Source organism: Amycolatopsis sp. NBC_01286, from assembly GCF_035982555.1.
In the GTDB taxonomy this organism is placed as follows: domain Bacteria; phylum Actinomycetota; class Actinomycetes; order Mycobacteriales; family Pseudonocardiaceae; genus Amycolatopsis.
Genome location: NZ_CP108428.1, coordinates 2,236,848 through 2,260,642, shown reverse-complemented (window position 1 = coordinate 2,260,642; position 23,795 = coordinate 2,236,848). Strand labels below are relative to the sequence as shown.

The 23,795-nt window shown below is 69.9% G+C and carries 22 protein-coding genes and 1 tRNA gene; 9 read left to right on the top strand and 14 right to left on the bottom strand.

All coding sequences use genetic code 11. The annotated features are described in order from the left end of the window. The first annotated feature begins 3 nt into the window (after nucleotides 1-3). The 4 genes from OG570_RS11005 (at nucleotide 4) to OG570_RS10990 (ending at nucleotide 2,489) form a co-directional block, all read left to right on the top strand. Nucleotides 4-648 (top strand): aminodeoxychorismate/anthranilate synthase component II, encoded by a 645-nt coding sequence (locus tag OG570_RS11005; protein ID WP_247059691.1) that lies wholly within the window; start codon nucleotides 4-6, stop codon nucleotides 646-648. Further along, nucleotides 645-1,445 carry an ABC transporter ATP-binding protein gene (locus tag OG570_RS11000; protein ID WP_326956437.1) on the top strand — a complete coding sequence of 267 codons (801 nt, stop codon included), beginning with the start codon at nucleotides 645-647 and terminating at the stop codon, nucleotides 1,443-1,445. The genes OG570_RS11005 and OG570_RS11000 overlap by 4 nt, the downstream gene beginning before the upstream one ends. Beyond that, complete coding sequence (locus OG570_RS10995) at nucleotides 1,433-2,074, top strand: hypothetical protein (protein ID WP_326956436.1); 642 nt, start codon at nucleotides 1,433-1,435, stop codon at nucleotides 2,072-2,074. The genes OG570_RS11000 and OG570_RS10995 overlap by 13 nt, the downstream gene beginning before the upstream one ends. Before the next feature lie 100 nt (nucleotides 2,075-2,174). Beyond that, nucleotides 2,175-2,489, top strand: a complete 315-nt coding sequence (locus OG570_RS10990; RefSeq protein WP_326945464.1) for an effector-associated constant component EACC1 — start codon at nucleotides 2,175-2,177, stop codon at nucleotides 2,487-2,489. Between the two features lie 52 nt (nucleotides 2,490-2,541). On the opposite strand, the gene pknB is transcribed toward OG570_RS10990, so the two are convergent. From pknB to OG570_RS10955, 7 genes are all read right to left on the bottom strand, one after another. After that, nucleotides 2,542-4,512 (bottom strand): Stk1 family PASTA domain-containing Ser/Thr kinase, encoded by a 1,971-nt coding sequence (pknB, locus tag OG570_RS10985; RefSeq protein WP_326945465.1) that lies wholly within the window; start codon nucleotides 4,510-4,512, stop codon nucleotides 2,542-2,544. Further along, entirely contained in the window at nucleotides 4,509-5,840 is a 1,332-nt protein-coding gene (locus OG570_RS10980) for a serine/threonine-protein kinase (RefSeq protein ID WP_326956435.1), read from the bottom strand. Before OG570_RS10980 ends, pknB begins: the two co-directional genes overlap by 4 nt. 3 nt (nucleotides 5,841-5,843) lie before the next feature. Then, nucleotides 5,844-7,313 carry a peptidoglycan D,D-transpeptidase FtsI family protein gene (locus OG570_RS10975; RefSeq protein WP_326945467.1) on the bottom strand — a complete coding sequence of 490 codons (1,470 nt, stop codon included), beginning with the start codon at nucleotides 7,311-7,313 and terminating at the stop codon, nucleotides 5,844-5,846. Continuing rightward, complete coding sequence (locus OG570_RS10970; RefSeq protein WP_247059701.1) at nucleotides 7,310-8,794, bottom strand: FtsW/RodA/SpoVE family cell cycle protein; 1,485 nt, start codon at nucleotides 8,792-8,794, stop codon at nucleotides 7,310-7,312. Before OG570_RS10970 ends, OG570_RS10975 begins: the two co-directional genes overlap by 4 nt. Further along, nucleotides 8,794-10,191: a PP2C family protein-serine/threonine phosphatase gene (locus tag OG570_RS10965; protein WP_326956434.1), complete on the bottom strand. Its 1,398-nt coding sequence runs from the start codon at nucleotides 10,189-10,191 to the stop codon at nucleotides 8,794-8,796. The genes OG570_RS10970 and OG570_RS10965 overlap by 1 nt, the downstream gene beginning before the upstream one ends. Next, nucleotides 10,188-10,649: an FHA domain-containing protein FhaB/FipA gene (locus tag OG570_RS10960; RefSeq protein ID WP_247059705.1), complete on the bottom strand. Its 462-nt coding sequence runs from the start codon at nucleotides 10,647-10,649 to the stop codon at nucleotides 10,188-10,190. The genes OG570_RS10965 and OG570_RS10960 overlap by 4 nt, the downstream gene beginning before the upstream one ends. Before the next feature lie 100 nt (nucleotides 10,650-10,749). Beyond that, nucleotides 10,750-12,006, bottom strand: coding sequence for a DUF3662 and FHA domain-containing protein (locus OG570_RS10955; RefSeq protein WP_326956433.1), 1,257 nt, complete (start codon nucleotides 12,004-12,006; stop codon nucleotides 10,750-10,752). A 130-nt stretch (nucleotides 12,007-12,136) separates the two neighbouring features. Here OG570_RS10955 and OG570_RS10950 point away from each other — a divergent pair. Then, nucleotides 12,137-12,219: transfer RNA gene (locus tag OG570_RS10950), tRNA-Leu, on the top strand. A gap of 229 nt (nucleotides 12,220-12,448) precedes the next feature. Here the strand turns inward: OG570_RS10950 and OG570_RS10945 are convergent. From OG570_RS10945 to OG570_RS10925, 5 genes are all read right to left on the bottom strand, one after another. Then, on the bottom strand, nucleotides 12,449-12,733 hold the full coding sequence (locus tag OG570_RS10945) for a helix-turn-helix domain-containing protein (protein ID WP_326956432.1): 285 nt from the start codon (nucleotides 12,731-12,733) through the stop codon (nucleotides 12,449-12,451). A gap of 340 nt (nucleotides 12,734-13,073) precedes the next feature. After that, nucleotides 13,074-13,814 (bottom strand): S1 family peptidase, encoded by a 741-nt coding sequence (locus OG570_RS10940; RefSeq protein WP_326956431.1) that lies wholly within the window; start codon nucleotides 13,812-13,814, stop codon nucleotides 13,074-13,076. Between the two features lie 115 nt (nucleotides 13,815-13,929). Further along, nucleotides 13,930-14,682, bottom strand: coding sequence for a S1 family peptidase (locus tag OG570_RS10935; RefSeq protein ID WP_326956430.1), 753 nt, complete (start codon nucleotides 14,680-14,682; stop codon nucleotides 13,930-13,932). A gap of 140 nt (nucleotides 14,683-14,822) precedes the next feature. Continuing rightward, the gene (locus tag OG570_RS10930; RefSeq protein ID WP_326956429.1) at nucleotides 14,823-15,578 is read right to left on the bottom strand and encodes a S1 family peptidase; all 756 of its coding nucleotides are present in this window, start codon (nucleotides 15,576-15,578) and stop codon (nucleotides 14,823-14,825) included. Between the two features lie 100 nt (nucleotides 15,579-15,678). Further along, nucleotides 15,679-16,053: an FKBP-type peptidyl-prolyl cis-trans isomerase gene (locus OG570_RS10925; protein ID WP_247059714.1), complete on the bottom strand. Its 375-nt coding sequence runs from the start codon at nucleotides 16,051-16,053 to the stop codon at nucleotides 15,679-15,681. Nucleotides 16,054-16,194: 141 nt separating this feature from the next. Between OG570_RS10925 and OG570_RS10920 the strand changes: the two genes are divergently transcribed. The 4 genes from OG570_RS10920 (at nucleotide 16,195) to OG570_RS10905 (ending at nucleotide 21,966) form a co-directional block, all read left to right on the top strand. Further along, a complete protein-coding gene (locus OG570_RS10920) occupies nucleotides 16,195-19,413 on the top strand; it encodes a penicillin acylase family protein (RefSeq protein ID WP_326945473.1) in 3,219 nt (1,072 codons plus the stop codon). A gap of 89 nt (nucleotides 19,414-19,502) precedes the next feature. Continuing rightward, complete coding sequence (locus tag OG570_RS10915) at nucleotides 19,503-20,543, top strand: trans-sulfuration enzyme family protein (RefSeq protein WP_326956428.1); 1,041 nt, start codon at nucleotides 19,503-19,505, stop codon at nucleotides 20,541-20,543. 62 nt (nucleotides 20,544-20,605) lie between these two features. Beyond that, nucleotides 20,606-21,379, top strand: a complete 774-nt coding sequence (locus OG570_RS10910; RefSeq protein WP_326956427.1) for a hypothetical protein — start codon at nucleotides 20,606-20,608, stop codon at nucleotides 21,377-21,379. Beyond that, on the top strand, nucleotides 21,376-21,966 hold the full coding sequence (locus tag OG570_RS10905) for a class F sortase (protein ID WP_326956426.1): 591 nt from the start codon (nucleotides 21,376-21,378) through the stop codon (nucleotides 21,964-21,966). The genes OG570_RS10910 and OG570_RS10905 overlap by 4 nt, the downstream gene beginning before the upstream one ends. Here the strand turns inward: OG570_RS10905 and OG570_RS10900 are convergent. Beyond that, on the bottom strand, nucleotides 21,952-22,992 hold the full coding sequence (locus OG570_RS10900) for a patatin-like phospholipase family protein (protein ID WP_326945477.1): 1,041 nt from the start codon (nucleotides 22,990-22,992) through the stop codon (nucleotides 21,952-21,954). The genes OG570_RS10905 and OG570_RS10900 overlap by 15 nt on opposite strands. Nucleotides 22,993-23,005: 13 nt before the next feature. Continuing rightward, on the bottom strand, nucleotides 23,006-23,749 hold the full coding sequence (locus OG570_RS10895; RefSeq protein ID WP_326945478.1) for a FadR/GntR family transcriptional regulator: 744 nt from the start codon (nucleotides 23,747-23,749) through the stop codon (nucleotides 23,006-23,008). Between the last annotated feature and the right edge of the window lie 46 nt (nucleotides 23,750-23,795).

Here is a 23,795-nt window from a genome sequence, read left to right as displayed (position 1 = left end):
CGCATGCGCGTCTTGGTCGTCGACAACTACGACAGCTTCGTCTACAACCTGGTCCAGTACCTGGCCCAGCTCGGCGCGGACTGCACGGTCTGGCGCAACGACGTCGTGGACCTCGACCGCGTCTCCGAGTTCGACGCCGTGCTCGTCTCACCCGGCCCCGGTACCCCCGAACGCGCTGGTCAGAGCATGGACGTCATCCGCAAGTGCGCCGAGACGTCGACCCCGATGCTCGGCGTCTGCCTCGGCCACCAGGCGCTCGGCGTCGTCTACGGCGCGACGGTCGACCGCGCTCCCGAACTGCTGCACGGCAAGACGAGCCAGGTGCGCCACGCCGGCGTCGGCGTCCTGAAAGGCTTGCCGGAAGAATTCACGGCCACCCGCTACCACTCCTTGACGGTGCTCCCGGAGACGATCCCGGACGACGTCTTCGAGGTCACCGGCCGCACCGCGACCGGCATCGTGATGGGCATGCGCCACCGCGAGCTGCCGCTGGAAGGCGTCCAGTTCCACCCCGAGTCCGTGCTCACCGAAGGCGGCCACCGGATGCTGGCCAACTGGATGGCCACGGCCGGGCACCCCGTCGACCCGAAGCGCGTGGCCGAGCTCGAGCGCGCGACGAAGGCCCTGCAGAAGGCCGCCGTTGCGTGATCCGGCTCGAGGGCGTCGGTAAGCGGTACGGGCGCGGGGACTTCGTCCTCCACGACGTCGACCTGAGCGTCGAACCCGGGCGGGTCGTGGGCATCCTCGGCACCAACGGCTCCGGCAAGTCGACGCTGCTGCGGATCATGGCCGGCGTCTCGCACGCCACCACCGGCACCGTCACCGGCAGCCCGCGGATCGGCTACCTGCCGGACCGCTTCCCGGCCGGCCAGCGGATGGGCGCGCGCGCCTACCTGCGGCACATGGGCCGCATCCGCGGTCTCACCGACCTGTCGGCGATCGACCCGCTGCTCGAGCGGCTCGCGCTCGTCGGCGGTCCGACGGCGCCGCTGCGCACGCTGTCCAAGGGCAACGCGCAGAAGGTCGGGCTCGCCCAGGCCGTGCTGGTACGGCCGGACCTGCTGATCCTCGACGAGCCGTGGTCCGGGCTCGACGTCGCCACGCACGCGATCCTCGGCGAGCTCGTCGACGAGACGCGGGCGCGCGGCGCGAGTGTCGTGTTCACCGACCACCGGCCGCAGGTGGTGCACGACCACGCCGACGTCGTGCACCTGATGGACGCCGGCCGGCTCACCGAAGAAACCACCGAAACCGCCGCGCCGGCCACCCGGATCGTGTTGCGCGGGCACGGCACCGACTGGGCGGACGAGCCCGGCGTGCGGCACGCGGTCGTCGAAGGCGCGCAAGTCGTGCTCACCGTCGACGTCGATTCCGTTGATGCCGTGCTGCTGCGCGCGTTGAAGGACGGCTGGTCGGTCCGGGAGGTCGCGCCGTGCTCGCGTTGACGCGGTACTACCTGGCGCTGCTGGGCCATTCGCAGCGGTACCTGCCCGCGCTGCTGGCCTACCTCGCGCTCTGCGTGATCCTCTACGCCGACCCGCACTCGCCGCCGCTGCCGTTGTTCGGGGTGAGTGCCGGCGGGCTGCTGGTCGTGTCGTGCTGGCTGACGATCGCGCTGCTCGACATCGAGGATCCGGTGCAGCGCCTGGTGACCCTGAGCCACGCGCGGCAGTGGCGGCGGTTGATCACCGGCGCGGTGCTGACCGTGCTGGGCTGCTCGCTGGTCCTGACGGTGATCACCGAGACGTGGTCGGCGCTCAAGTCGTTCAAGGTCCAGCCGGCCGCGCTGGGCATCGGCCTGCTGGCCCACATCGCGTGCGCGTTGCTGGGGATCGCGATCGCGCTGCCGTGCTCGCGGCTGCTGGTGAACCGGATCGGCTGGACGGTGCTCGCCGCGGTGATCACCCTGGTCGTCGTGCTGCTGGCGAAGATCCCGCTGGTCCACCCGCTGCTGCAGGCTTTGACGAACGAAGATCCGGTCGGCGGTCCGCTGGTGCTGGCGGTGGTGACGTCGGCGGTGGCGCTGGCCGTCAGCTTCGTGGTCGTCTCCCGGCTCGTGCAGCGCCGTTCCTGAGTGCAATTTGCAATCTTCAATTGCCCGGCGAGACTTCCCGGCGGTCCTCGAACACGACTAAGGTTCGGGTCCTCTCCGGTTCTGGGTGAAGGGAGACCGGGTGACGGCTGGGATCGTAGCGATCACCGTCCCGAACTCCGATGGTGAGCTCCGGGACCTCGCGGCATGGTTGCGCGGCGAGGACGAGCTCCGCGGCCGGGTCCAGCTCTTCGACGCCGTCCTCGTCGGCGTGACGAGCAACTCCGCCGGCGTCTTCTGCCGCTCGCTGTTCGGGTGGCTGCGCCGTTGCCAGTCCGGCGTCTCCCTGAAGGTCAAGCGCTCGGGGGCCGCCGAAGAGCTGGACATCGACTGCGGCGCCGGCAGCGACGCCGAGCAGGTTCTCGGCGCCGTCCAAGGGTTTCTCGACAAAGCCTGAAACGAAGAAGGCCCGCACGGCGTGAACCGTGCGGGCCTTTCTCGTGGATCCGTCAGCCGCCGGGCGTTCCCGGTGTGGTCGTCGGGAACGGGAAGCCGCCGTTGCCCTCCGACACGCCCACGGTGATCGCCTGGTCCTTGTCGATCTGGGTGCCCGGCGTCACGTTCTGCTTGGTGATCGTGCCTTCCGGTTCCTTGCTCGTCTTGTCGGACTGCTGCCGCAGGTTTCCGGTCCAGCCCATGCTCTGCAGCTTCGACTGCGCCTCGTCGGTCGTCATGCCGGACAGGTTCGGCATTTCGATCTTGTCGGTCTGCTCCGGACCCGTCGACACCGTGAGGGTGATCGTGGTGCCCGGGATCACCGAACCGCCGTTCGGGTTCTGGGTGATGACGCTGTCCTTCGGGACGCTGTCCGAAGCCTGGTCGACGCGCTTCGTCTTGAAGCCCTGGCCTCGCAGCGCCGGGTCGGCCTGCGAGTACGGCTTGCCCGTGAAGTCCTGGACCTGCTTTAGTTCCTTGGACTTCGCGACCGTGATCTTGACGCTCGTGCCCTCGTCGACCTCGGAATCCGCGGTCGGGGTCTGCGACTGCACCAGGCCGGCCTGGTTCGGGTCGTCGACCTCGACCTCCGCGACGTTCGTGTCCAGCGTCAGCTTCGCGTCGGTCAGCGCCTGCTGTGCCGCGTCACGCGTCTTGTTCTTGAGGTCCGGTACGCGGGCCTTGCCCGGCGCGACCCCCACGTACAGCGTGATCTTCGCGTCGGTGCTCACCGGCGTCCCGGACGCGGGGTCGATCTTGATGACCCGGTTGACGTCGCCCTGCTCGCACTGCGGGCTGCCGTCGGTCGGCTGCACCCCGCAGGTGACGTTCTTGGTCCCGATCGAGTTGAACCCGGCGCCCGTCAGGGTTTCCCGCGCCTGCGGGACCGTCTGGTGCACCACGTCGGGGATCGCGACCGTGCCCGGCGTGCTCTTGAACGAGCCCGACAGCCACATGATCAGCAGCACCGCGCCCAGCACGAACACCGCCGCCAGCACCGCCAGGATCGTGCGGCGCCGGCGCTTGGCCTTCGGGTCCTCGTCGTCCGGCTCGGCGTACTCCTCGTAGCGCTGCGGCTGCCGCCGGTCGTTGTTCATCACCTGCGTGCGCTCGTCTTCGGACATCACCATCGGCGCGGCCGGGCGCTGACCCGACAGGGTGCGGACCAGGTCCGAGCGCATCTCCGCGGCCGACTGGTAGCGGTTCGCCGGGCCCTTCGCCAGCGCCTTCAGCACGACGGCGTCCAGCTCGGGCGCGACCGCCGGGTTGACCGACGACGGCGGGTTCGGGTCCTCCCGGACGTGCTGGTAGGCCACCGCGACCGGGGAGTCGCCGGTGAATGGCGGCTCGCCGGTGATCAGTTCGTACAGCACGCAACCGGCGGCGTAGACGTCGGACCGGGCGTCGACCGACTCACCGCGGGCCTGCTCCGGCGACAGGTACTGCGCCGTGCCGATCACCGCGGCGGTCTGGGTCATCGCGGACTGGCCGTCGTGCATCGCGCGCGCGATGCCGAAGTCCATGACCTTGACGGCGCCGTTCTTCGTGATCATCACGTTGGCCGGCTTGACGTCGCGGTGGACGATGCCGTGGCGGTGCGAGAAGTCGAGCGCCGCGCAGACGTCGGCCATGACCTCCATCGCCCGCTTCTGGGACATCGGGCCCTCGGTCTTGACGATGTCGCGCAGCGTCCGGCCCTCGACGAACTCCATGACGATGTACGGCAGCTGACCGAACTCGGTGTTCGCTTCGCCGGTGTCGTAGACCGCGACGATCGCCGGGTGGTTCAGCGCGGCGGAGTTCTGCGCTTCCCGGCGGAAGCGCTCCTGGAACTGCGGGTCCCTGGCGAGGTCGGCACGGAGGATCTTGATCGCGACTTCCCGGCCGAGACGCACGTCCTGGCCGTGATGGACCTCGGACATGCCTCCGTAGCCGAGCGTTTCGCCCAGCTCGTACCGGTTGGAGAGCAGTCTGGGTGTGCTCATCTCTGGGTGCCGTTCCATTCCGTCCAAGGTGTGTTCATGATGCCTTGCTGGCCATCGTCGGTCGTGCCGGGAGTGTCCGCCGGGTAGGCGCTCGAAGACGCGGGCGGATCCTCCGCGGGCGGCTGTCTGCCCGGGACCACCTGGCTCGTCGTCTGGCCACCGTGCGGCGGCGAGCCGGAACCGCCGATCATCTTCGCGATCAGCACGATGCCCGCCACCAGGACGACGAGCAGGATCGCGGCCAGCAGCGCCCACCAGCCCCACTGGGACTTCTTGCGGGCGGCCGGCACCATCAGCGGACGCATCGCGGGCCGGGACGGCGGGCCGATGACCGGCATCGGGTTCATCGCGGGCGACGGCGGCCCGATCGGCATGTGCGGCTGCTGCTGCGGAATCTGCTGCGAAATCGGCTGTTGCTGCTGAACCGGCTGCTGCTGGACCGGTTGCTGACCGGTCGAGTAGGACGCGTTGACCAGCCCGGACGGCGCCGGCAGCGGCATCCCGGCGCGCACCGCGGCGACGGCGGCCGCGAACTCGCCGCCGCTGCTGTAGCGCTGCCGCGGGTCCTTCACCAGCGTCGCCTCGATCACCGCGCGCGCGGCGGGCGGGACGTCCGGCGGCAGCGGCGGCGCGATGTCGCGGATGTGCATCATCGCGACCGTCACGGCGTTCTCGGACAGGAACGGCCGGTGCCCGGCGAGGCATTCGTAGCCGCACACCGCCAGCGAGTAGACGTCGGACGCCGGTTCCGCCGGGTGCCCGAGCGCCTGCTCCGGCGCGATGTAGTGCGCCGTGCCCATGACCATGCCGGACCGGGTGACCGGCGCCGCGTCGGCCGCCTTCGCCACGCCGAAGTCGGTGATCTTCACCTGGCCCGCCGGCGTCACCAGGATGTTGCCCGGCTTGACGTCGCGGTGGACCAGGCCCCGCTCGTGCGCGGCCTGCAGCGCGTTGCCCGCCTGCTCCAGCATGTCGAGCGTGAACTCCGCCGACAGCCGGCCGTGCTTGGCGAGCAACCCGGCCAGCGGGTCGCCGTCGACGAGCTCCATCACCAGGTACGCGATCGACAGGTCGCCGTCGAAGAGGGTCTCGCCGTAGTCGTGCACCGCGGCGATGCCGGGGTGGTTCAAGGACGCCGTCATCCGCGCCTCGGTGCGGAAGCGGTGGAGGAACTCGGCGTCGCCGGAGAGTTCGGCCTTGAGGATCTTGACGGCCACGGTCCGGTCCAGCCGGGTGTCGCTGGCCTGCCAGACCTCGCCCATCCCGCCGACGGCGATCCGGCTCGTCAGCTTGTAGCGCTCGGCCAGTAGCTGACCGGAGGACAGCATGCGCTATCCACCCCCGAGTTTGGCGTTGATCGCCGCGCGGCCGATTTCCGCGGCGACCGAGCCGCCGGTGGCCGCGAGCCCGCGGTTACCGCCGTCCTCGACGATCACGGCGACCGCGATCTTCGGGTCGTTCGCCGGGGCGAACGCGGTGTACCAGGCGTGCGGGAAGGTGTTCTTGGAGTCCGTGCCGTGCTCGGCGGTGCCGGTCTTCGACGCGATCTGGATGTCCGGGCGCTTGCCGCCGCCCTTGGTGAAGCCCTCGGAAGCGATCATCATGTCCTTGAGGATCGCGGCATTCGACGACGACAGCGCCGGTGTGCCGGTGAGCTCGGTGGGGCTGTAGTCCTCGATGGTGGACAGGTCCGGTGCCAGCACCGACTGCACCAGCTGCGGTTTCATCGCCATCCCGTTGTTGGCCACGGTCGCGGCGAGCAGGCAGTCCTGCAGCGGGGTGAGCCGCACGTCGCGCTGGCCGATGCCACTCTGGTACAGCGCGCCCTGGGAGTCCAGTGGCCCGACCGTGGACGGCGCCACCTTCATCGGCACGGTCAGGTCCGTCTGGCCGATGCCGTAGTTCGCCGCGGTCTCCTTCATCTTGTCCGCGCCGAGCTGACCGGCGAACTCCGCGAACGGCACGTTGCAGGAGTGCGCGAGCGCGTCCTTGAACGTGGCGCCGGGGCAGGCCTCGCCGGCGTAGTTCTCCAGCGTGATGGTCGTGCCGGGCAGCTTCGTGTTCGGCGCCGGGTTGACCGGGGTGTCCGGGCCCTTGCCGTCTTCGAGCGCGGCCGCGGCGGTGACCAGCTTGAACGTCGAGCCCGGCGGGTAGGTCTCCGAGATCGCCCGGTTCAGCATGGGGTTCTTGTCGTTCTTGATGTTCGCGTTCCAGGCGTCGATCTGCGTCTTCGACGTGTGGGACGCGAGCTGGTTCGGGTCGTACGACGGCGTCGAGACCATCGCCAGGATCCGGCCGGTGCTGGGCTCCAGCGCGACGACGGCGCCGGTGTAGTTCCGCTGCGTCATCAGGTCGTACGCGGCCTTCTGCACGGCCGGGTCGATGGTCAGCCGGACGTTGCCGCCACTCGGGTCGCGGCCGGTGACCATGTCCGACAGCCGCCGGACGAACAGCCGCGGGTCCGAGCCGTTCAGCACGTCGTCCTCGGCGCGCTCGAGGCCGCCGGAGCCGTAGTTGATCGAGTAGTAGCCGGTGACCGGCGCGTACATCGGGCCGTCGACGTAGGACCGGATGTACTTGTACTTGTCGTTCGACGGGTCGACCTTCGCCAGCACCTCGCCGTTCGCCTGCGACACGATCTGGCCGCGCCGGCGCGCGAACTCGTCGTAGAGCACGCGGGCGTTGCGGGAGTCGGTGCGGTAGTCGTCGGCCTTCACCACCTGGATGTAGGTGGCGTTGGCCAGCAGCAGGACGACCATCACGAGCATCGCCATGCCGACCTTGCGGAGCGGGGTGTTCATGCCTGGGCGCCCCCGTTCGCCGGCGGGCGCTGCACGAGCACCGTGTGCGCTTCGGCGATCGGCGCCTGCGGTTGCTGCGGCTTCGGCCGGGCGCCGGGCCTGCGGGCGGCGTCGGAGATCCGCAGCAGCAGCGCGACCAGGATGTAGTTCGCGAGCAGCGACGAACCACCCTTGGAGAGGAAGGGGGCGGTGATACCGGTCTCCGGGATGAGTTTCGTGACGCCGCCGACGACGACGAAGATCTGCATGACCATGGTGAACGCCAGCCCGCCGCCGAGCAGCTTGCCGAACGTGTCGCGCACGGCGAGCGCGCTCCGCATGCCGCGCATCGCCACCAGCAGGTACAGCATCAGGACCGCGGCGAGCCCGATGAAGCCGAGCTCTTCGCCGATCGACGCGGTGATGAAGTCGGTGGCGGCCTCGGGCACCATGTCCGGCCGGCCCGCGCCGAGGCCGGTGCCGCCGACGCCGCCGGTGCCGAGCCCGAACAGGCCCTGCGCCAGCTGGTAACCGCCGCCGGCGTCGTCGTAGGTGGCCAGCGGGTCCAGCCAGTTGGCCACGCGCTGCTGCACGTGCCCGAAGAGGTTGTAGGCGATCACGCAGCCGACGACGAAGAAGCTCAGCCCGAGCACGACCCAGATGGCCCGCTCGGTCGCCACGTAGAGCATCACCAGGATGACGCTGAAGAACAGCAGCGACGTGCCGAGGTCCTTCTCGAACACCAGGACGCCGATGCAGACGACGGCGGAGATCAGGATCGGGCCCAGGTCACGGGCTCGCGGCAGCTCGACGCCGAGGAACTTCTTGCCCGCCACCATGAACAGGTCGCGCTTCGACACCAGGAACGAGGCGAAGAAGATCATCAGCAGGATCTTCGCGAACTCGCCCGGCTGGATCGAGAAGCCCGGCAGCTTCAGCCACACCTTGGCGCCGTTGACCTCGGACAGGCTCGACGGCAGCAGCGCGGGCAGCGCGAGCGCGACGATGCCGATCAGGCCGGCGGTGTAGCCGTAGCGGGTCAGCGTGCGGTGGTCGTTGACGACCACCAGCACCACGATGAACAACGCCAGCGAGACGACCGTGAACAGCACCTGCTTGGTGACGTCCGGCGAGAAGTCCTTGCCGTTCTGCAGCGCCTTCTCGGCCTGGGCCAGGTCGATCCGGTGGATCATCACCAGGCCGATGCCGTTGAGCAGCGCGACGCAGGGGAGCAGCACCGGGTCCGCGTACGGCGCCCACTTGCGCACCGCGAGGTGCGCCCCGGTCAGCACGCCGAGGTAGGCGAGCCCGAGCCAGAGGATCGACGCGGTGAGTTCCTGCTCCTGGTTCGCCTCCACCAGGACCAACGCGATGGTCACGATGAAGGCCGCGAACCCCAGCAGCACCAGTTCGGTGTTGCGCCGGGTCGGCACGTCGCGCGGCGGGTTCGTCTGGAACTGCGCCGCCAGCGGCTCGGCGGTGTTCGCGGCAGGCTGGCTCATCAGTTACCGCCTCCCGTCGTCGGTGCCGTCGAACTCGGCGTCGAGCAGTCCCTCCCCGCAGGCTGGTTCGCCGACGACGGAGCTGTGGAACCGGCCGGTGCCGACGGAGTCGTCGTCGGCGTGACCGAAGGCGTCGGCGTCTGGGACGGCTGGGTCCCCGCTGGCGCGCAGTTGTTCAAGCGCTTGTGCAGCTGCAGGAAGTCGTCGATGTACTTCCGGGCGTCGTCGAGGCTGTCCTTCTTGACGCCGTTCTGCACCGCCAGCCGAGCGTCCTCCTGGAGCTGGTTGACGCGCAGCTTGTCCGTGCACACCTGGTTCGGCGGGCACGAGCCCTGCTCGTAGGTGTGCAGGTCGATGCCGAGGATGCTGCCGGGGACGCCGCGGTAGATCACGACCTCCTGGTCCGCACCTTCGCCGACATAGTACTGACTCAGCACGAAGTAGCGGGTGGCGATGGCGGCCGCGGCGAGCACCACGAGCACCACCAGCGCGCCGGCCAGCCAGCGGAACCGCTTCCGGCGCTTGGCCTTGGGGTCCACGGTGGGCTGCGGCAGCTCCTGGCGCGGCTGCGGCGGGGGCTGGGTCAGCGCCCGGGCGCGCGCCGCGGGCGAGTCGCCCTGGTGCCGCTCGTCGCTGCCGTCCCCGGCGGCGCCGCCCACGATGGGCGCGTCCTCGCCGAAGTCGACGTCGACGACGTCGGCGATGATCACCGTGACGTTGTCGGTGCCGCCGCCCTTGAGCGCCAGCTCGATCATCCGGTCCGCGCACTGCTGCGGGTCCGGGATCTGCACGGCCTCCGCGAGCGTCTCGTCGCTGACCATGCCGGACAAGCCGTCCGAGCAGATCAGGTACCGATCGCCTGGGCGCGCTTCACGCACGGTGAGGCTCGGCTCGACCTCGTGCCCGGTCAACGCCTTCAGCAGCAGCGACCGCTGGGGGTGCACCGCCGCTTCTTCGGGCGTGATCCGGCCTTGTTCGAGCAGTTCGTTGACGAAGCTGTCGTCGCGCGTGATCTGCGCGAACTGGCTGCCCCGGAACAGGTAGGCGCGCGAGTCGCCGACGTGCACGAGGCCCAGCCGGGTCCCGGCGAACAGCACGGCGGTGAGCGTGGTGCCCATCCCGTCGAGGTCCGGGTCCTGCGAGACGAGCTCGGCGATCGCGGCGTTGCCGTTCGCCACCGCCTCGCGCAGCTGGGCGAGGAGGTCGTCACCCGGCTCGTCGTCGTCGAGCGGGGCGAGGGAGGCGATGACGACCTTGCTGGCCACTTCGCCCGCCGCATGCCCACCCATGCCGTCGGCGAGCGCGAGCAGGCGAGGGCCGGCGTACACGGAGTCCTGGTTGCTCGAACGCACCAGGCCCCGGTCGCTGCGGGCTGCATAGCGGAGGACGAGAGTCATGGGCGAAGCTCGATCACCGTCTTGCCGATCCGGATGGGGACTCCGAGCGGGACCCGGAGGGGTGCAGTGACCTTAGCCCGGTCCAGATAAGTGCCGTTGGTCGAGCCCAGATCTTCCACGTACCAGTCCTCACCGCGCTGGGCGATCCGGGCGTGCCGGGTCGACGCGTAGTCGTCGTCGAGCACCAACGTGGAGTCGTCGGCGCGGCCGATCAGGATCGGCCTGCCGTCCAGCGCGATGCGGGTCCCGGCGAGCGCCCCGTGGGTCACCAGCAGCTGCTGCGGCGACTTCCCGCCGCGCGGCTTCTTCTCCTTCTTGCGCCCGAACGTCGGCACCTGGACACGCATGCCCGACGCCGCGTAGAGGTCCGAGCGGACGACTCTGAGCGCAGCGAACACGAAGAGCCAGAGCAGCACGAGGAAGCCCACCCTGGTGAGTTGTACGACCAGCTCTGGCACTTGGTGTGTCCGCTCCCGACTCTTCCGTGCAGCCGCGACGCGGGTACGCCGCGGTCCCCCCGCACGTCAATTCTGCGGGAACAGTATTTCGCGCCCGGAGTCAGCCCTGTGTACGGAACACCAAGGACGAATGCCCCACTCGGATGACGTCACCGTCCGCGAGCTGCCAGGTCTGCACCGGGGTGCCGTTCACGGTCGTGCCGTTCGTCGACCCGATGTCGGCGAGCGTCGCGCTCTGGCCGTCCCAGGTGATCTCCAGGTGACGGCGCGAGACACCGGTGTCGGGGAGCCGGAAGTCCGCGTCCTGGCCGCGGCCCACGACGTTGCCACCCTGCTTCAGGGAGTACGTCCGGTTCGAGCCGTCGTCCAGCTGCAGGCTCGCTGCGAGCTGACGCGCCGCCGCGGGGGCGCCGTAGCCACCCTGCTGCTGCGCGTACGGGTCGCCGGCCGGCTGGCCGTACGCCTGCTGCTGGCCGTACTGGTCGTAGCCGCCCTGCTGCTGCTGGCCGCCGTACTGGTCGTAGCCACCCTGCTGGTAGCCGCCCTGGTCGTACCCGCCGCCCTGCTGGGGCTGCGCGTAACCGCCCTGGTCGTAGCCGCCACTCTGGGGGGGCTGGGCGTAACCCTGGTCGTAGCCGCCCTGCGGGGGCTGCTGGGCGTACCCGCCCTGCTCGTAGCCACCCTGCTGGTAACCGCCCTGCTCATAGCCACCGGCTGGGGGCTGCTGACCGTAGCCGCCCTGCTCATAGCCACCGGCCGGGGGCTGCTGACCGTAGCCGCCCTGCTCGTAGCCGCCCTGCTGCTGGCCGTAACCCTGGTCGTACCCGGGCTGCTGGCCACCCTGCTGTCCGTAGCCGTACTGGCCCTGCTGGCCGTACGGGTCACCCTGGTCGTATTGGCCGTAGCCGGGGGGCTGGCTCATTGCTGGGTCTCCTGCGTTGCTGGGTCGTGCCGACCGCGGTGAACCGGCGCCTGCGGGGCGGGCGTCGGGATCGACGGACGAACGGGTCTTGAACTGTCCAGTATGCAGCGCCTCGTTGCGCTCGAGTGATACGACGACGTCACCATAGGTGTCCAGGCCTTCGGCGGCGAGGTGTTCGGCCACCGCCTTGGCCAGCACCTGGGTGACGCGTTGCTCGTCACCGGCCATGCGCTCGTGGTCAGCCGTCCCCAAGGACACGATGTAGTGATTCGGGGCGAGCTGCCGACCGCCTGCCAGCTCACGAACGTTCTCCTCACTCTCCCGCTCGAGTGCGATCGCCACTTCCTGCGTGACGACGTTGCCACCGAACATGCGCGCGAAAGTGTTCCCCACCAGGTTCTCGAGTCGCCTGTCGAATCTCTCAGCGCGGCCCACCGGGGAAAACCTCCTCACACTTGTGCTTGCGCCCCGATCCTATCCGGGTGAGCGAGCCTCGACACGGCCCCCGGTGAAACCGGTGCGAACGACCTGCTAGTGTTCTCCTCGCTGCCGCAAGGAAGCACTCGGGCGAGTGGCGGAATGGCAGACGCGCACGGTTCAGGTCCGTGTGTCCGAAAGGACGTGAGGGTTCAACTCCCTCCTCGCCCACGCTGTTCAGAGCCCCGGTCGCTAGCGCGACCGGGGCTCTTCCCGTTGTCCTTGTGTCTCCCGGGGGGCCGAGCCCCCCGGACCCCCCACGGTGCCTTCTCTCACCTTCCAGCGTGGCTGAGTGGGGTCGTTGCGGGGGTTTTGGGGTTTGGTTTGGTGGTGAATATCACCCGTTTGGCTCTGCGTGGTGTTCGCTTGGGGCTTAGGTGTGGGTGTATTTAGGCCCTTGTCAGGCTGGGGTCAGGGCTATCGACAGGCGCATCTGCAGCGCTGCGGCTATGCGCTCCAGCACCGGCAGTGTCGGGGTTGTGCCGCCGGCTTCGAACCTGGCGACGGCCGACTGTGTCATCCCGGCGCGTTCGGCCAGCTGGGTCTGCGTCCAGCCGCGCTGCTCGCGCAATATCCGCACCTCGGCTCCTAGCTCGAAAGCCAGTCGTGCTCCGTCGTAAGCCGGGTGGGCTGGGTCGACGCCGAGTTCTTTGCGTAGTTCGCCCCACGTGCTGCGGTCGCTCACGGCTCCTCCTCGTCCACGGTGTGCTGTTCATCCTGACAACGGCGTAGCGCCCGTCTGGCTCGCTCGACCTCACCGGTTTCGCGCATCCTCGTCTTCGGCCACACCGTCATTAGGATGATCCGCCTGCCTGACGCGATCCGATAACTGATCCGCGTCGGCTGCTCGCAGAGCCAAAAGCGCAGCTCGCGAAGCTTTCCGTCCAGCTACCGCGTGTAGGACTCGCCGAGCGTGAACCTCTGGCTCCAGCTCGATGGGTACCCCAATCCATAGCTTTGATGCTATATCGAGAACGATCACCGATCTCACTCTGGGTATGAGTTCGGGTACTTAAGGTGTTCGTCTAAGCCGTTGTCTTGGTGATCCAGTCCGCCAGGACGTCTGTTCGGGATGTTGTTTCGATGCCCGCGTGGGGGCAGCCTGGGCCCGTTGCCTCCAGGGCCACCAGGCCTGCCGGGGTGAAGTACGGGGCTCCCGAGTCGTACGTGCAGGCGCTCGTGGTGATGGCCGGGGCCGCGCCGCGGACTCCCAGCGTGGTCGGGGCCACCGTGGCCACCGCTACCGTGCCCTGCTGCATGCGGGTGGCCGGCTTGGGGTTCGTGCTGGTCAGGCTGCCCCAGCCCGCCAAGGTCAGCTGGTCGCCCACCTTGGGGAGCGCGCGATTCAGCGGCAGGGGCTTCACCGTGCTCACCGGGGTGTCCAGGCGGGCCAGCGCGACGTCGTTCTCCTTCGCCTGGACCACCTCGGTCACCTTGCGGGCCACTCCGGACTCGATGCCCTCGTCCGTGAGGCCCAGCGTCGCCGTCGTCGGGTAGGGGACCTTGCCCGAGACGCGGTTGCGGGCCGCGTCGTGGAAGCAGTGGCCTGTCGTGAGGAGCCATCCGGGCGCGACCAGCGCGCCCGTGCAGTAGCTGCTGTACGTCGAACCGTCCGGGCGGGGGATCTTCGTCATCGCGAGCTTCGCGACGAACCCGAACTGACCCTGGGGGACGTCTGAACCGTTGGCGATCCCTGGCGCGGCCAAGGCGGCAGGGGCGGTGGTGATGGTCAGGACAACAGCGGCTAGCAGGGCGCGCAGGCGCATTCTTCCCCTTCGTCGAATCGATGATCGACGTTCGAGGTTATTGCCGCCGCCGGGCTGGGGGGAATTCCCTGGCCGGGCGTCACCCGTTGGCCCACCGGGTGACGCCCGGAAGGAGTCAGCCCGTGTGCGAAGAGATCCAATCCGCGACGACGTCCACTCGCGACGTCGTCTCGAGCTGGTTGTGGGGGCAGTCCGGGCCGGACGACTCCACGGACACCAGCTGGCCGCCGGTGCCGGCCGCGACGAAGTACGGCGCGCCCGAGTCGTACACGCAGGCGCTCGTCGTCGACGTCGGAGCCACGCCCTGGACGCCCAGCGTCGAGGTGGCGACCTGGCCGACCTTCACGGTGCCCTGCTGCAGCTTCGTCGACGGCGTCGGGTTGGTGGCGGTGAGGCTGCCCCAGCCGGCGAGCGTCAGCTGCTGCCCGAGCGACGGCGTGAGCCGGTTGACCGTCAGCGGCGTGATGCCGGTGACGTCGGCGTCGAGCGTCGCGATGGCGATGTCGTTCGCGGCGGCCTGGTAGACGGTCACCACGTTGCGCGTCACGCCCGGCGTGCTCTGGTTGACCGTGCCGAGCAGCACCGACGTCGGGTACGGCACCGGGCCGGAGACGCGGACGCGGTTCGCGTCGTGGAAGCAGTGGCCGGCGGTGATGATCCACTTCGCCGCGATCAACGCGCCCGAGCAGGCGCTGTTGTACTTCGTGCCGTCGGGCTTCGGGATGTTCGTCATCGTGAGTTTCGCGGCGAACTTGAACTGGCCCGCCGGGACGTCGGATCCGTTGGCCACGGCCGAAGCCGGGCCCGCGGTCGCGAGACCGGCGGCGAGGGTGAGCAGGGCAGCGGAAAGCACAGCGCGGACGCGCATCGGTGGATCCCCCTTGTCACGCACCGGCGGCTCGCGCCGGTGATCACCTTCGAGCGTAGCGACGGCGCGCGGGGTCGGAATGCGCTGCACGGAGTAAGAAAACGGCCCCGACGCCTCGCGTCGGGGCCGTTTGCCGGGAATCAGCCGATGTGCGAGGCGATCCAGTCCGCGACGACGTCGACGCGCGCGGTGGTCTCGGCCTGGTCGTGGGGGCAGTCCGGGCCGTCGCTCTCGATGGAGACCAGGCGGCCGCCGCTCTTGCCCGTCGGCACGAAGTACGGGGCGCCCGAGTCGTAGGTGCACGCGCTCGTCGTCGACGTCGGGGCGAAGCCCGTCACGCCGGTGTAGAGCGGGTCGACCGTCGCGACCTTCATCAGGCCCTGCTGCAGCTTCGTGCCCGGCGTCGGGTCGACCGACGTCAGGCTGCCCCAGCCGGCGAGCACGACCTTCTGGCCCACGACCGGCGCCTTGTGGCTGACCGAAAGCGGCTCGATGCCGAAGACGGGCTTGTCGAGCTCGGCGATCGCGATGTCGTTGCTCGGTGACTGGTACACCGTCACGACGTTGCGCGTGATCCCCGGCTTGTCGACGGTGGTGGTGCCCAGCAGCACCGACGTCGGGTACGGGACCGGGCCGGAGACCGGGTTGCGGGCCGCGTCGTGGAAGCAGTGGCCGGCGGTGACGATCCACTTCTTGGCGATCAGCGAACCCGAGCACGCGCTGTTGTACTTCGTGCCGTCGGTGCGCGGGATGTCCGTCATGGTCAGCTTCGCGGCGAACTTGAACGTTCCCTGCGGGACGTCGGCGCCGTTGGCCACGGCCGATGCCGGCGCCGCGGTGACGACGGCCGCGGCTAGCGCGAACAGACCTGCGGAAAGCAAAGCGCGGATGCGCATTCTCAACCCCCTGGTTGGGCCGGCTTCCGGCCGGCGATGGGGGCGAGGGTAGCGAAACCCGGTGCGGCGGTGGCGGGAAGTCCCGCCACCGCCGGGGGAATCAGTTCACGCCGACCAGGTCGACGACGAAGATGAGGGTCTCGCCGGGCTTGATGACGCCGCCCGCGCCGCGGTCGCCGTAGCCGAGGTGCGGCGGGATGACGAGCTTGCGCCGGCCGCCGATCTTCATCCCCGCGACACCCTGGTCCCAGCCGGAGATGACCTGGCCGGCGCCGAGGCCGAAGCGCAGGGGCTCGTTGCGGTTCCAAGAGGCGTCGAACTCTTCGCCGGTCGAGTGCGCGACACCGACGTAGTGCACGGTGACGGACTTGCCGGGCGTGGCCTCGACGCCGTCGCCGACGGTGATGTCGGTGATCTCGAGGTCGGCCGGCGGGGTGCCGTCCGGGCGGTCGATCTGGGGCTTTTCCAAGGTCATGGCAGCCACCGTACCCACGCGCGCGAGGCTGCGCCGTTCGGACTACGCCCAAGGGCTGAAAAACGCGAAAACTCTTCACATGTGTGCTACTGCTCGGTAGCGTGCGCTTCGTCACTCTCCTTGACCTGCGAGGGAGCCCTGATGCGACGCGGCATCCGTACCCTGACCTTGACGGCTTTGGCGGGCTTGGTCGCCGGGCTCACCCAGGTCGCTGTCACCGCTCCGGCCGCCGAGGCGGCCGCGGCACCCAACGACTACTGCGGCGGGCAGTGCAGCGACATCCTGCCGCCCGGTGAGAACGGCAACGCCACCCTCGCGGACATCCTGGCGCACAAGGTGCTCGGCACCCGCCCGGCGCACGCGGCCGACCAGCTCGGCAAGTACTCCTCGCTGGCCGGCGGCTACCAGACGCTGACCACCGGGACGATCAACCAGTACTTCAACGACTCGTCGTTCGGCGTCGCCGCCGACCAGGTCGCCAGCACGACCCAGCCGCGCTCCGACGTGACGATCGTGCGGGACAAGGCACTCGGCGTCCCGCACATCACCGGCACCACCCGCGCCGGCACCGAGTTCGGCGCCGGGTACGCGGCCGGGCAGGACCGGCTGTGGCTGATGGACGTCCTGCGCCACGCCGCCCGCGGCCAGGTGACGTCGTTCGCCGGCGGCGCCGCGGCCAACCGGGAGCTGGAGCAGAGCTTCTTCGCGAACGCGCCCTACACCGAAGCCGAGCTGCAGCAGCAGATCGACAACGTCGCCGCGAAGGGCCCGCGCGGCGCGCAGGGTCTCGCCGACGCGCAGGCGTACGTCGACGGCATCAACAAGTACATCTCCGACTCCCACAGCGGCCGCTACTTCCCGGGCGAGTACGTGCTCACCGGGCACGTCGACGCGATCACCAACGCCGGCACCATCGACCCGTTCAAGCTGACCGACCTGGTCGCGCTCGCCTCGCTGGTCGGCGCCGAGTTCGGCGCCGGCGGTGGCGGCGAGGTGCAGAACGCCGTCGCGAAGCTGGCGCTGCAGGAGCAGTACGGCGCCGTGCAGGGCGAGAAGGTGTGGCAGAGCCTGCGGTCCGAGGACGACCCCGAGGCCGTCAAGACGCTGCACGACGGGCAGACGTTCCCGTACGGCAAGACCCCGGCCAACGCCGTCGGCCAGGCCCTGCCGGACAAGGGTTCGGTGACCCCGCAGCAGCTGGTGTTCGACCAGACCGGCTCGGCGTCGACCGCGACTCCGTCCACTGTGGACGTCCCGGCGCCGGCCGCGCAGGAGCCCGCCCGCGGGATGTTCGACAACGGCGTGCTGCCGGGCGACATGCTGACCGACAAGCACGGCATGTCGAACGCGCTGGTCGTGTCCGGCTCGAAGACCGCCAGCGGCCACCCGGTCGCCGTCTTCGGCCCGCAGACCGGGTACTTCGCGCCACAGCTGCTCATGCTGCAGGAACTGCAGGGCCCGGGCATCAGCGCCCGCGGCGCGGCCTTCGCCGGGCTGAGCATGTACGTGCTGCTGGGCCGCGGCCAGGACTACTCGTGGAGCGCGACGACGTCGGCGCAGGACATCATCGACACCTACGCGCTGAACCTGTGCGACCCGAGCGGCAAGGCGCCGACGAAGGACTCGAACTACTACACCTACAAGGGCCAGTGCCTCCCGATGGACACCGTGGAGGTCAAGAACTCCTGGAACCCGACGGTGGCCGACGGCACCGCGGCCGGCTCGTACACGTTGCGCAGCTACCGCACGAAGTACGGCCCGGTGCTCAGCCGGGCGACGGTCGGCGGCAAGCCCGTGGCGTACGCGCAGCTGCGGTCCTCGCTCTTCCACGAGGCCGACTCGCTGATCGGCTTCCAGGAGCTGAACGACCCGGGCTACGTCAAGTCCGCGGCGGACTTCCAGAAGGCCGCGGCCGACATCAACTTCACGTTCAACTGGTTCTACGCCGACTCGAAGGACGTCGCGTACTTCAACTCCGGCGCCAACCCGGCCCGGCAGTCCAATGTGGACCCGAACATGCCGGTGTGGGGTGACCAGGGGCACGACTGGACCGGCTGGAACCCGGCGGGCAACGTCGCGACCTACACCCCGGCGTCGCAGCACCCGCAGTCGGTCAACCAGGACTACTACGTCAGCTGGAACAACGCGCAGGCCAACGGCTACGCGGCCGCCGGCGCCGACAAGTCCGCCGTGCACCGCGTCGACCTGCTCGACACGCGCGTCAAGACGATGATCCTCACCGGCACCAAGGTCACCCGGCTCAACCTGACCCAGGCGATGGAGGACGCCGCGCTGGCCGACCTGCGTGCCGAGCGCGTCCTGCCACTGCTGCTGCAGGTGCTCGACAAGACGCCGACCACCGGTGCGGCCGCCGATGCCGAGGCGAAGCTGAAGGCGTGGATGGCCAACGGCCACCAGCGGACGGAAACCACGCCTGGCAGCAAGGCGTACGCCGACGCCGACGCGATCCGGATCTTCGACGCGTGGTGGCCGCTGCTGGTCCAGGCCGAGTTCAAGCCGGGCATGGGCGACAACGCCTACAACGCGATGACGGGCGTGCTGGGCATCAACGAGAGCCCGTCCGGTTTCCAGAACGGCAACGGCCAGCACACCGGCCAGCCGCACAAGGGCTCGTCGTTCCAGTTCGGCTGGTGGGGGTACGTCAGCAAGGACATCCGGCAGGTGCTCGGCCAGCCGGTGGCCGGCCCGCTCGGCAGCACGTTCTGCGGCGGCGGCAACGTCACCACGTGCCGCCAGGCGCTCGTCGACTCGCTGACCACCGCCGCGGGCCAGGCCGCGAACACCGTCTACCCCGGTGACGCGAGCTGCGCCGCGGGCGACCAGTGGTGTGCCGACACCATCGTGCACAACGCGCTGGGCGGCATCACGCAGGACAAGATCAGCTGGCAGAACCGCCCGACGTTCCAGCAGGTCGTCGAGTACACCGCGCACCGCGGCGACAACATCGCCAACCTCGCGCCGGGGAAGACGGTCAGCGCCACCAGCGCCGAAACCGGCTTCTACCCCTCGCCGGCGTCGAACGCGATCGACGGGAACGCCTCGACCCGCTGGGCCAGCGACTGGAGCGACGACCAGGCGATCACCGTCGACCTCGGGTCGGTGCAGCCGGTCTCGCGGGTGCAGCTCAGCTGGGAATCGGCGTACGGCAAGGGTTACAAGATCCAGACCTCGCCGGACGCCGTGCACTGGACGGACTCGGCGGTCGTCACGGACGGCAACGGCGGGCAGGACAACGTGTCCTTCGCGCCGACGCAGGCCCGGTTCGTGAAGCTGCAGGGCGTCCAGCGCGGCACGAAGTACGGCTACTCGCTCTACGAGTTCGAGGTCTACGCCCACTGAGACCAGGTCGGCTCGCCCGCGGACGCGCGGGCGGGCCGGCCGTCTTCGTCACAGTGACCGGGGAGATGACCTGCGGTTACGGTGATCACATGGACGACTGGACGCCCCGCACCAAGGCCATCGCCGCCGGCCGGCCGCACGGTCCCGGTGAGCCGCTGAACACCCCGCTCGTCGCCACCAGCACGTACCAGGCCGGTGGCGATTTCGTCTACGCGCGCGGCGACGGCACGCCGACCTGGCACGCGCTCGAGGAGACCATCGGGGCGCTCGAAGGCGGCTACGCGACGGCGTTCGCGTCCGGCGTCGCCACCCTGTCGGCGGTCCTGGACCTGCTGCCGGTCGGGTCGCGGGTGGTCGTCCCGACGTTCAGCTACGCCGTGACGCGCGGGGTGCTCGCCCACGCGCAGAAGCTCGGCAAGCTCGCCGTCACCGAGCTCGAGCCGACCGACACGGCCGCCTGGGTGGCCGAGGCGGCGACGTCCGACCTGGTCTGGCTCGAGTCGCCGACCAACCCGACGCTCGACGTCATGGAGATCGAGACCATCGCCGCCGCCGCGCGGGGCCGGGTCGTCGTCGACAACACCTTCGCCACGCCGTTGCAGCAGCGGCCGCTCGAACTCGGCGCCGACGTCGTCGTGCACAGCGCGACCAAGCTCATCGGCGGGCACAGTGACCTGCTGCTGGGGATCACCGTGGCCAAGGACCCGGCGGTGGCCGACGAGCTGCGCGGCGCGCGGACCCGCGTCGGGTCGACGCCGGGCGCCCTCGAAGCCTGGCTCGCGCTGCGGGGGCTGCGGACCATGCCGGTGCGGCTCGCCGAGCAGTCCCGGACCGCCGCGCTGCTCGTCGAGCGCCTCCGCGAGCACCCCGCGGTGACGCGGGTGCGCTACCCGGGTTTCGGGATGATGGTCGCGTTCGAGCTGGCCGGCGCCGAGGCCGCGGACAAGCTCTGCTCGACGGTCCGGCTGATCCGGCCCGCGACCAGCCTCGGCGGCGTCGAAAGCCTGGTGGAGCGGCGGGCGTGGCTGCCGGGTGAGGAACGGGTGCCCGCCGGTTTGGTCCGGTTCAGCGTCGGCCTCGAAGATCCGGAAGACCTCTGGCGCGATTTGTCCATCGCCCTCGCGGAGTAACACCAACGGCGGAATCGTCGATAGTCGCGGCATCGCAGTTCAATGCCGTTGGGAGTCTGACCGTGGGTAGAACGCTGAACCGAGTCGCGGGGATCGTTTCCGCGGGCGCGCTGATCACCTTCGCCGCCGCACCGGCCGCATTCGCGCAGACGGACGAGACGACGACCGCGCCGTCGACCACGGAGACGACCACCTCCACCTCGGAGACGACCACGACGACGACGGTCCCGTCGACCTCCGAGACGACGTCGTCGAGCCCGGTCACGACCACCGGGACCACCTCGGAGCCGTCGACGACCGACGTCACCAAGACGACGACGCCGGAGACCACGACCACGACGGCCGGGCCGCCCTCGGACGGCTACCAGGACAACACCGGCCACGGCTTCGTCGGCGTCGGCGGCGAAGGCGTCCTGGTCATCAACTGCGCGGCGGGCGCGCCCGGGAACGTGGCGACCCAGTACCTGGACGTCACCGGCGGCCCGGACCAGGACGAGTCCGACGGCCGGACCTGGAACTACTCCGTGCGCGTCAACGGCCTGCCCCCGGGCACGACCACCGGCAAGTTCAGCTGGACCTGCGCCGGCGTCGACGGCGAAGGCGTCGTCGACTTCGAGCAGGCGCCGCCGCCGGAGACCAGCACCACGACCAGCGCGCCGACGACGACCAGCGGCACCACGACCAGCGCGCCGTCGAGCACCGCGCCGATCACGACGTCGAGCGGGCCGAGCACGTCGACCACCACCAGCACCCCCGGCAACGCCGCACCGAAGGCCCAGGTCAAGGTCACGCCCCACGGCGGGGTCGAGACGGGCTTCGGCGGCACGGCCTGGTGACCGTCCGCCGGGCGGGCGCGGCGGTCGCCGCGTTCGCCCTCGCGCTGACGCTGGCCGCTTGCGGCTCCGGCGAGCCGCCGAAAGCGGCACCCGCGCCGGTGCCGTCGTCGGTCCCGGTGACCGCGCCGTTCAAGGGCCTGCGCCCGACGTCGGTGAAGATCCCCAAGATCGGCGCGGAGTCCAGCCTGCTCGCGGTCGCCGTCAAGACCGACGGCTCGATCTCGGTCCCGTCGGTGCACACGCCGATGCAGGCGGCTTGGTACAAGCTCTCGCCGGTGCCCGGCGACGTCGGCCCGGCGATCGTGCTCGGCCACGTCGACGGCGACAAGAAGCCCGGCATCTTCTACAAGCTCAAGGACCTCGCGCCCGGCGACGAGGTGGACGTCGACCGCAGCGACGGCAAGAAGCTGAAGTTCGTCGTGGACCACGTCACGCAGGTCCCGAAGGACACGTTCCCGAAGGACGCGGTGTACGGCAACAGCGACAAGCCGGAACTGCGGCTGATCACGTGCGGCGGGGTGTTCGACCACGCCGCGCACAGCTACGAGGACAACATCGTCGTCTACGCGAACCTAGCCAACGCCTGATCCCTTGTACGGGAACGACTTCGGCGCGACCGCCGACGGGTCGACCCACTTGCGCATGCCCGCGTCGCAGGCGGCGTAGCCCCAGTTGATCAGCTGGTCCTGCAGTCGCTCCGACGTGCGCGTCAGCCGGGTGCTCGTCACGGCCAGCGCGTGGGTCTGCTCGACCGGCGCGGGCAGCGCGTCCGGCAGCTCGAAGTGCTCGATGTCGCTGTAGGTCGCCCAGTACGTCCCGGCGTACGTCTTGTCCTGGTACGACTTCAGCAGCGTGCCGGTGCGCAGCTCGCGGACCTGGTTGTCCATCACGGTCAGCACGCGCAGCAGCTGCATCGGCCAGTTCCGCTTCGGGTTGTCCTCGTGCAGCATCTTCTTGCCGGCGTCGCTGACCAGGACGACCGCGCGCTGGTTCTCGATCGGGTCCAGGCCGAGGTTGTCGTACACACCCGCGTCGCTGAGCACGATCTTGCGGTCCGCCTGGTTCGGGTCGGGGATCACGACCGGCGAGAGCAGTGGCGGGAACGCCGACGACGCGGCGACGGCGGTGGCCAGCGGGATCTGCCCGTGCGGCCCGTCCTGCCGGAAGAACCACCACAGCGAGCCGTCTTGCAGGCTGGTCGCGGTGAACACGAAGTGCGGGCCCGACGGGTCGAGCTGGTCGAGGCGGAAGTCGTCGAAGAGGTGCTTCGCGTAGACGCGCGCGAGTTCTTCGCCCGCACTGCGCCACGGGATGAACATCGCCTTGAGCGTCACCGGGACGTCGAGGTTCGTCCGAGCCAGCTTCCGGATCGGCTCCACGACGAACTTGCCGAAGTTGTCCGCGATGCCGTCGTCGCCGAAGGACAGCTGGTGCCACGCGTGGGCCAGGACGCCGGCCGCGATCGAGCCGCCGGACACGCTGGAGACGGTGGTCAGCTTCGGCAGCCAGCCGAGTTCGTTGAGGCGCCAGAGCGCGCCGGTGTGGAAGAGCATCGCGCGGTAGCCGCCGCCGGACAGGGCCAAGCCGACGCCGCTGCGTTCCGTGGAATCCACCCGGCCGAGTGTATTACCGCAGCAAGGGGGTCAGCAGCGGGCGTTGCCCGGCCGGGACGTATTCGGCGTAGTTGTCGTACAACGCCTGTTTGGCCAGCTGTGACGCGCCGGCGCCGTCGGCCGCGCGGACCGCGTCGAGGACCTCGGCGTGGTGCGCGAGCCAGGTGCGCATCAGCGACGTCCGGTTGCTGGCGTGCTCCAGCTTGTCCTCGATCAGCTCCAGCACGACCCCGCGGACGACTTCCTCGCTGACCACCAGCAACGGGTTCCGCGAGCTCCGCGCGATGACTTCGTGGAACGCGACGTCCGCGCGGCTGAACTCGGCGTACCCGCGTGAGACGCCTTCGCGCATCGCGTCGAGGGCTTCGGCCAGGCCGGTCAGGTCGTCGTCGGTGCGCAGCTCCGCGGCGAGCAGGTGCGCCGAGCCGTCGAGGATCATCCGGAACTGCAACAGCTCGGCGAGCCCGACGTGGTCGGCGCGCGCGAGCCGGTGCATCGAGCGGTGCAACGCCACCGGGGACGCGGCCAGCACCTCGGGCCCGCGCGGATCGCCGGGCCGCGAACGGATCATTTCGGCGGCCTGCAAAACCCGCAGGGCTTCCCGGATCGTCGAGCGCCCGACGCCGAACTGGATCATCAGCTCGCGCTCGCTGGGCAGGCGTTCTCCCGGTTTGAGCGCCCCGCTGACCACGGCCTGCTCGATCTGCTCGACGACCCGCTCGTACGCGCGGACCGGGGCCACCGGTTCGAACCGCATCCTTGACCTCGACGTCCGTCGCGTGCAGGCTACTGGTCAGACCAGT

Coding starts and splice junctions, on each gene's coding strand:
- OG570_RS11005 (WP_247059691.1), top strand. CDS start 4: ATGCGCGTCTTGGTCGTCGACAACTACGACAGCTTCGTCTACAACCTG.
- pknB (WP_326945465.1), bottom strand. CDS start 4,512: ATGAGCACACCCAGACTGCTCTCCAACCGGTACGAGCTGGGCGAAACG.
- OG570_RS10980 (WP_326956435.1), bottom strand. CDS start 5,840: ATGCTGTCCTCCGGTCAGCTACTGGCCGAGCGCTACAAGCTGACGAGC.
- OG570_RS10975 (WP_326945467.1), bottom strand. CDS start 7,313: ATGAACACCCCGCTCCGCAAGGTCGGCATGGCGATGCTCGTGATGGTC.
- OG570_RS10970 (WP_247059701.1), bottom strand. CDS start 8,794: ATGAGCCAGCCTGCCGCGAACACCGCCGAGCCGCTGGCGGCGCAGTTC.
- OG570_RS10965 (WP_326956434.1), bottom strand. CDS start 10,191: ATGACTCTCGTCCTCCGCTATGCAGCCCGCAGCGACCGGGGCCTGGTG.
- OG570_RS10940 (WP_326956431.1), bottom strand. CDS start 13,814: ATGCGCCTGCGCGCCCTGCTAGCCGCTGTTGTCCTGACCATCACCACC.
- OG570_RS10935 (WP_326956430.1), bottom strand. CDS start 14,682: ATGCGCGTCCGCGCTGTGCTTTCCGCTGCCCTGCTCACCCTCGCCGCC.
- OG570_RS10930 (WP_326956429.1), bottom strand. CDS start 15,578: ATGCGCATCCGCGCTTTGCTTTCCGCAGGTCTGTTCGCGCTAGCCGCG.
- OG570_RS10925 (WP_247059714.1), bottom strand. CDS start 16,053: ATGACCTTGGAAAAGCCCCAGATCGACCGCCCGGACGGCACCCCGCCG.
- OG570_RS10920 (WP_326945473.1), top strand. CDS start 16,195: ATGCGACGCGGCATCCGTACCCTGACCTTGACGGCTTTGGCGGGCTTG.
- OG570_RS10915 (WP_326956428.1), top strand. CDS start 19,503: ATGGACGACTGGACGCCCCGCACCAAGGCCATCGCCGCCGGCCGGCCG.
- OG570_RS10895 (WP_326945478.1), bottom strand. CDS start 23,749: ATGCGGTTCGAACCGGTGGCCCCGGTCCGCGCGTACGAGCGGGTCGTC.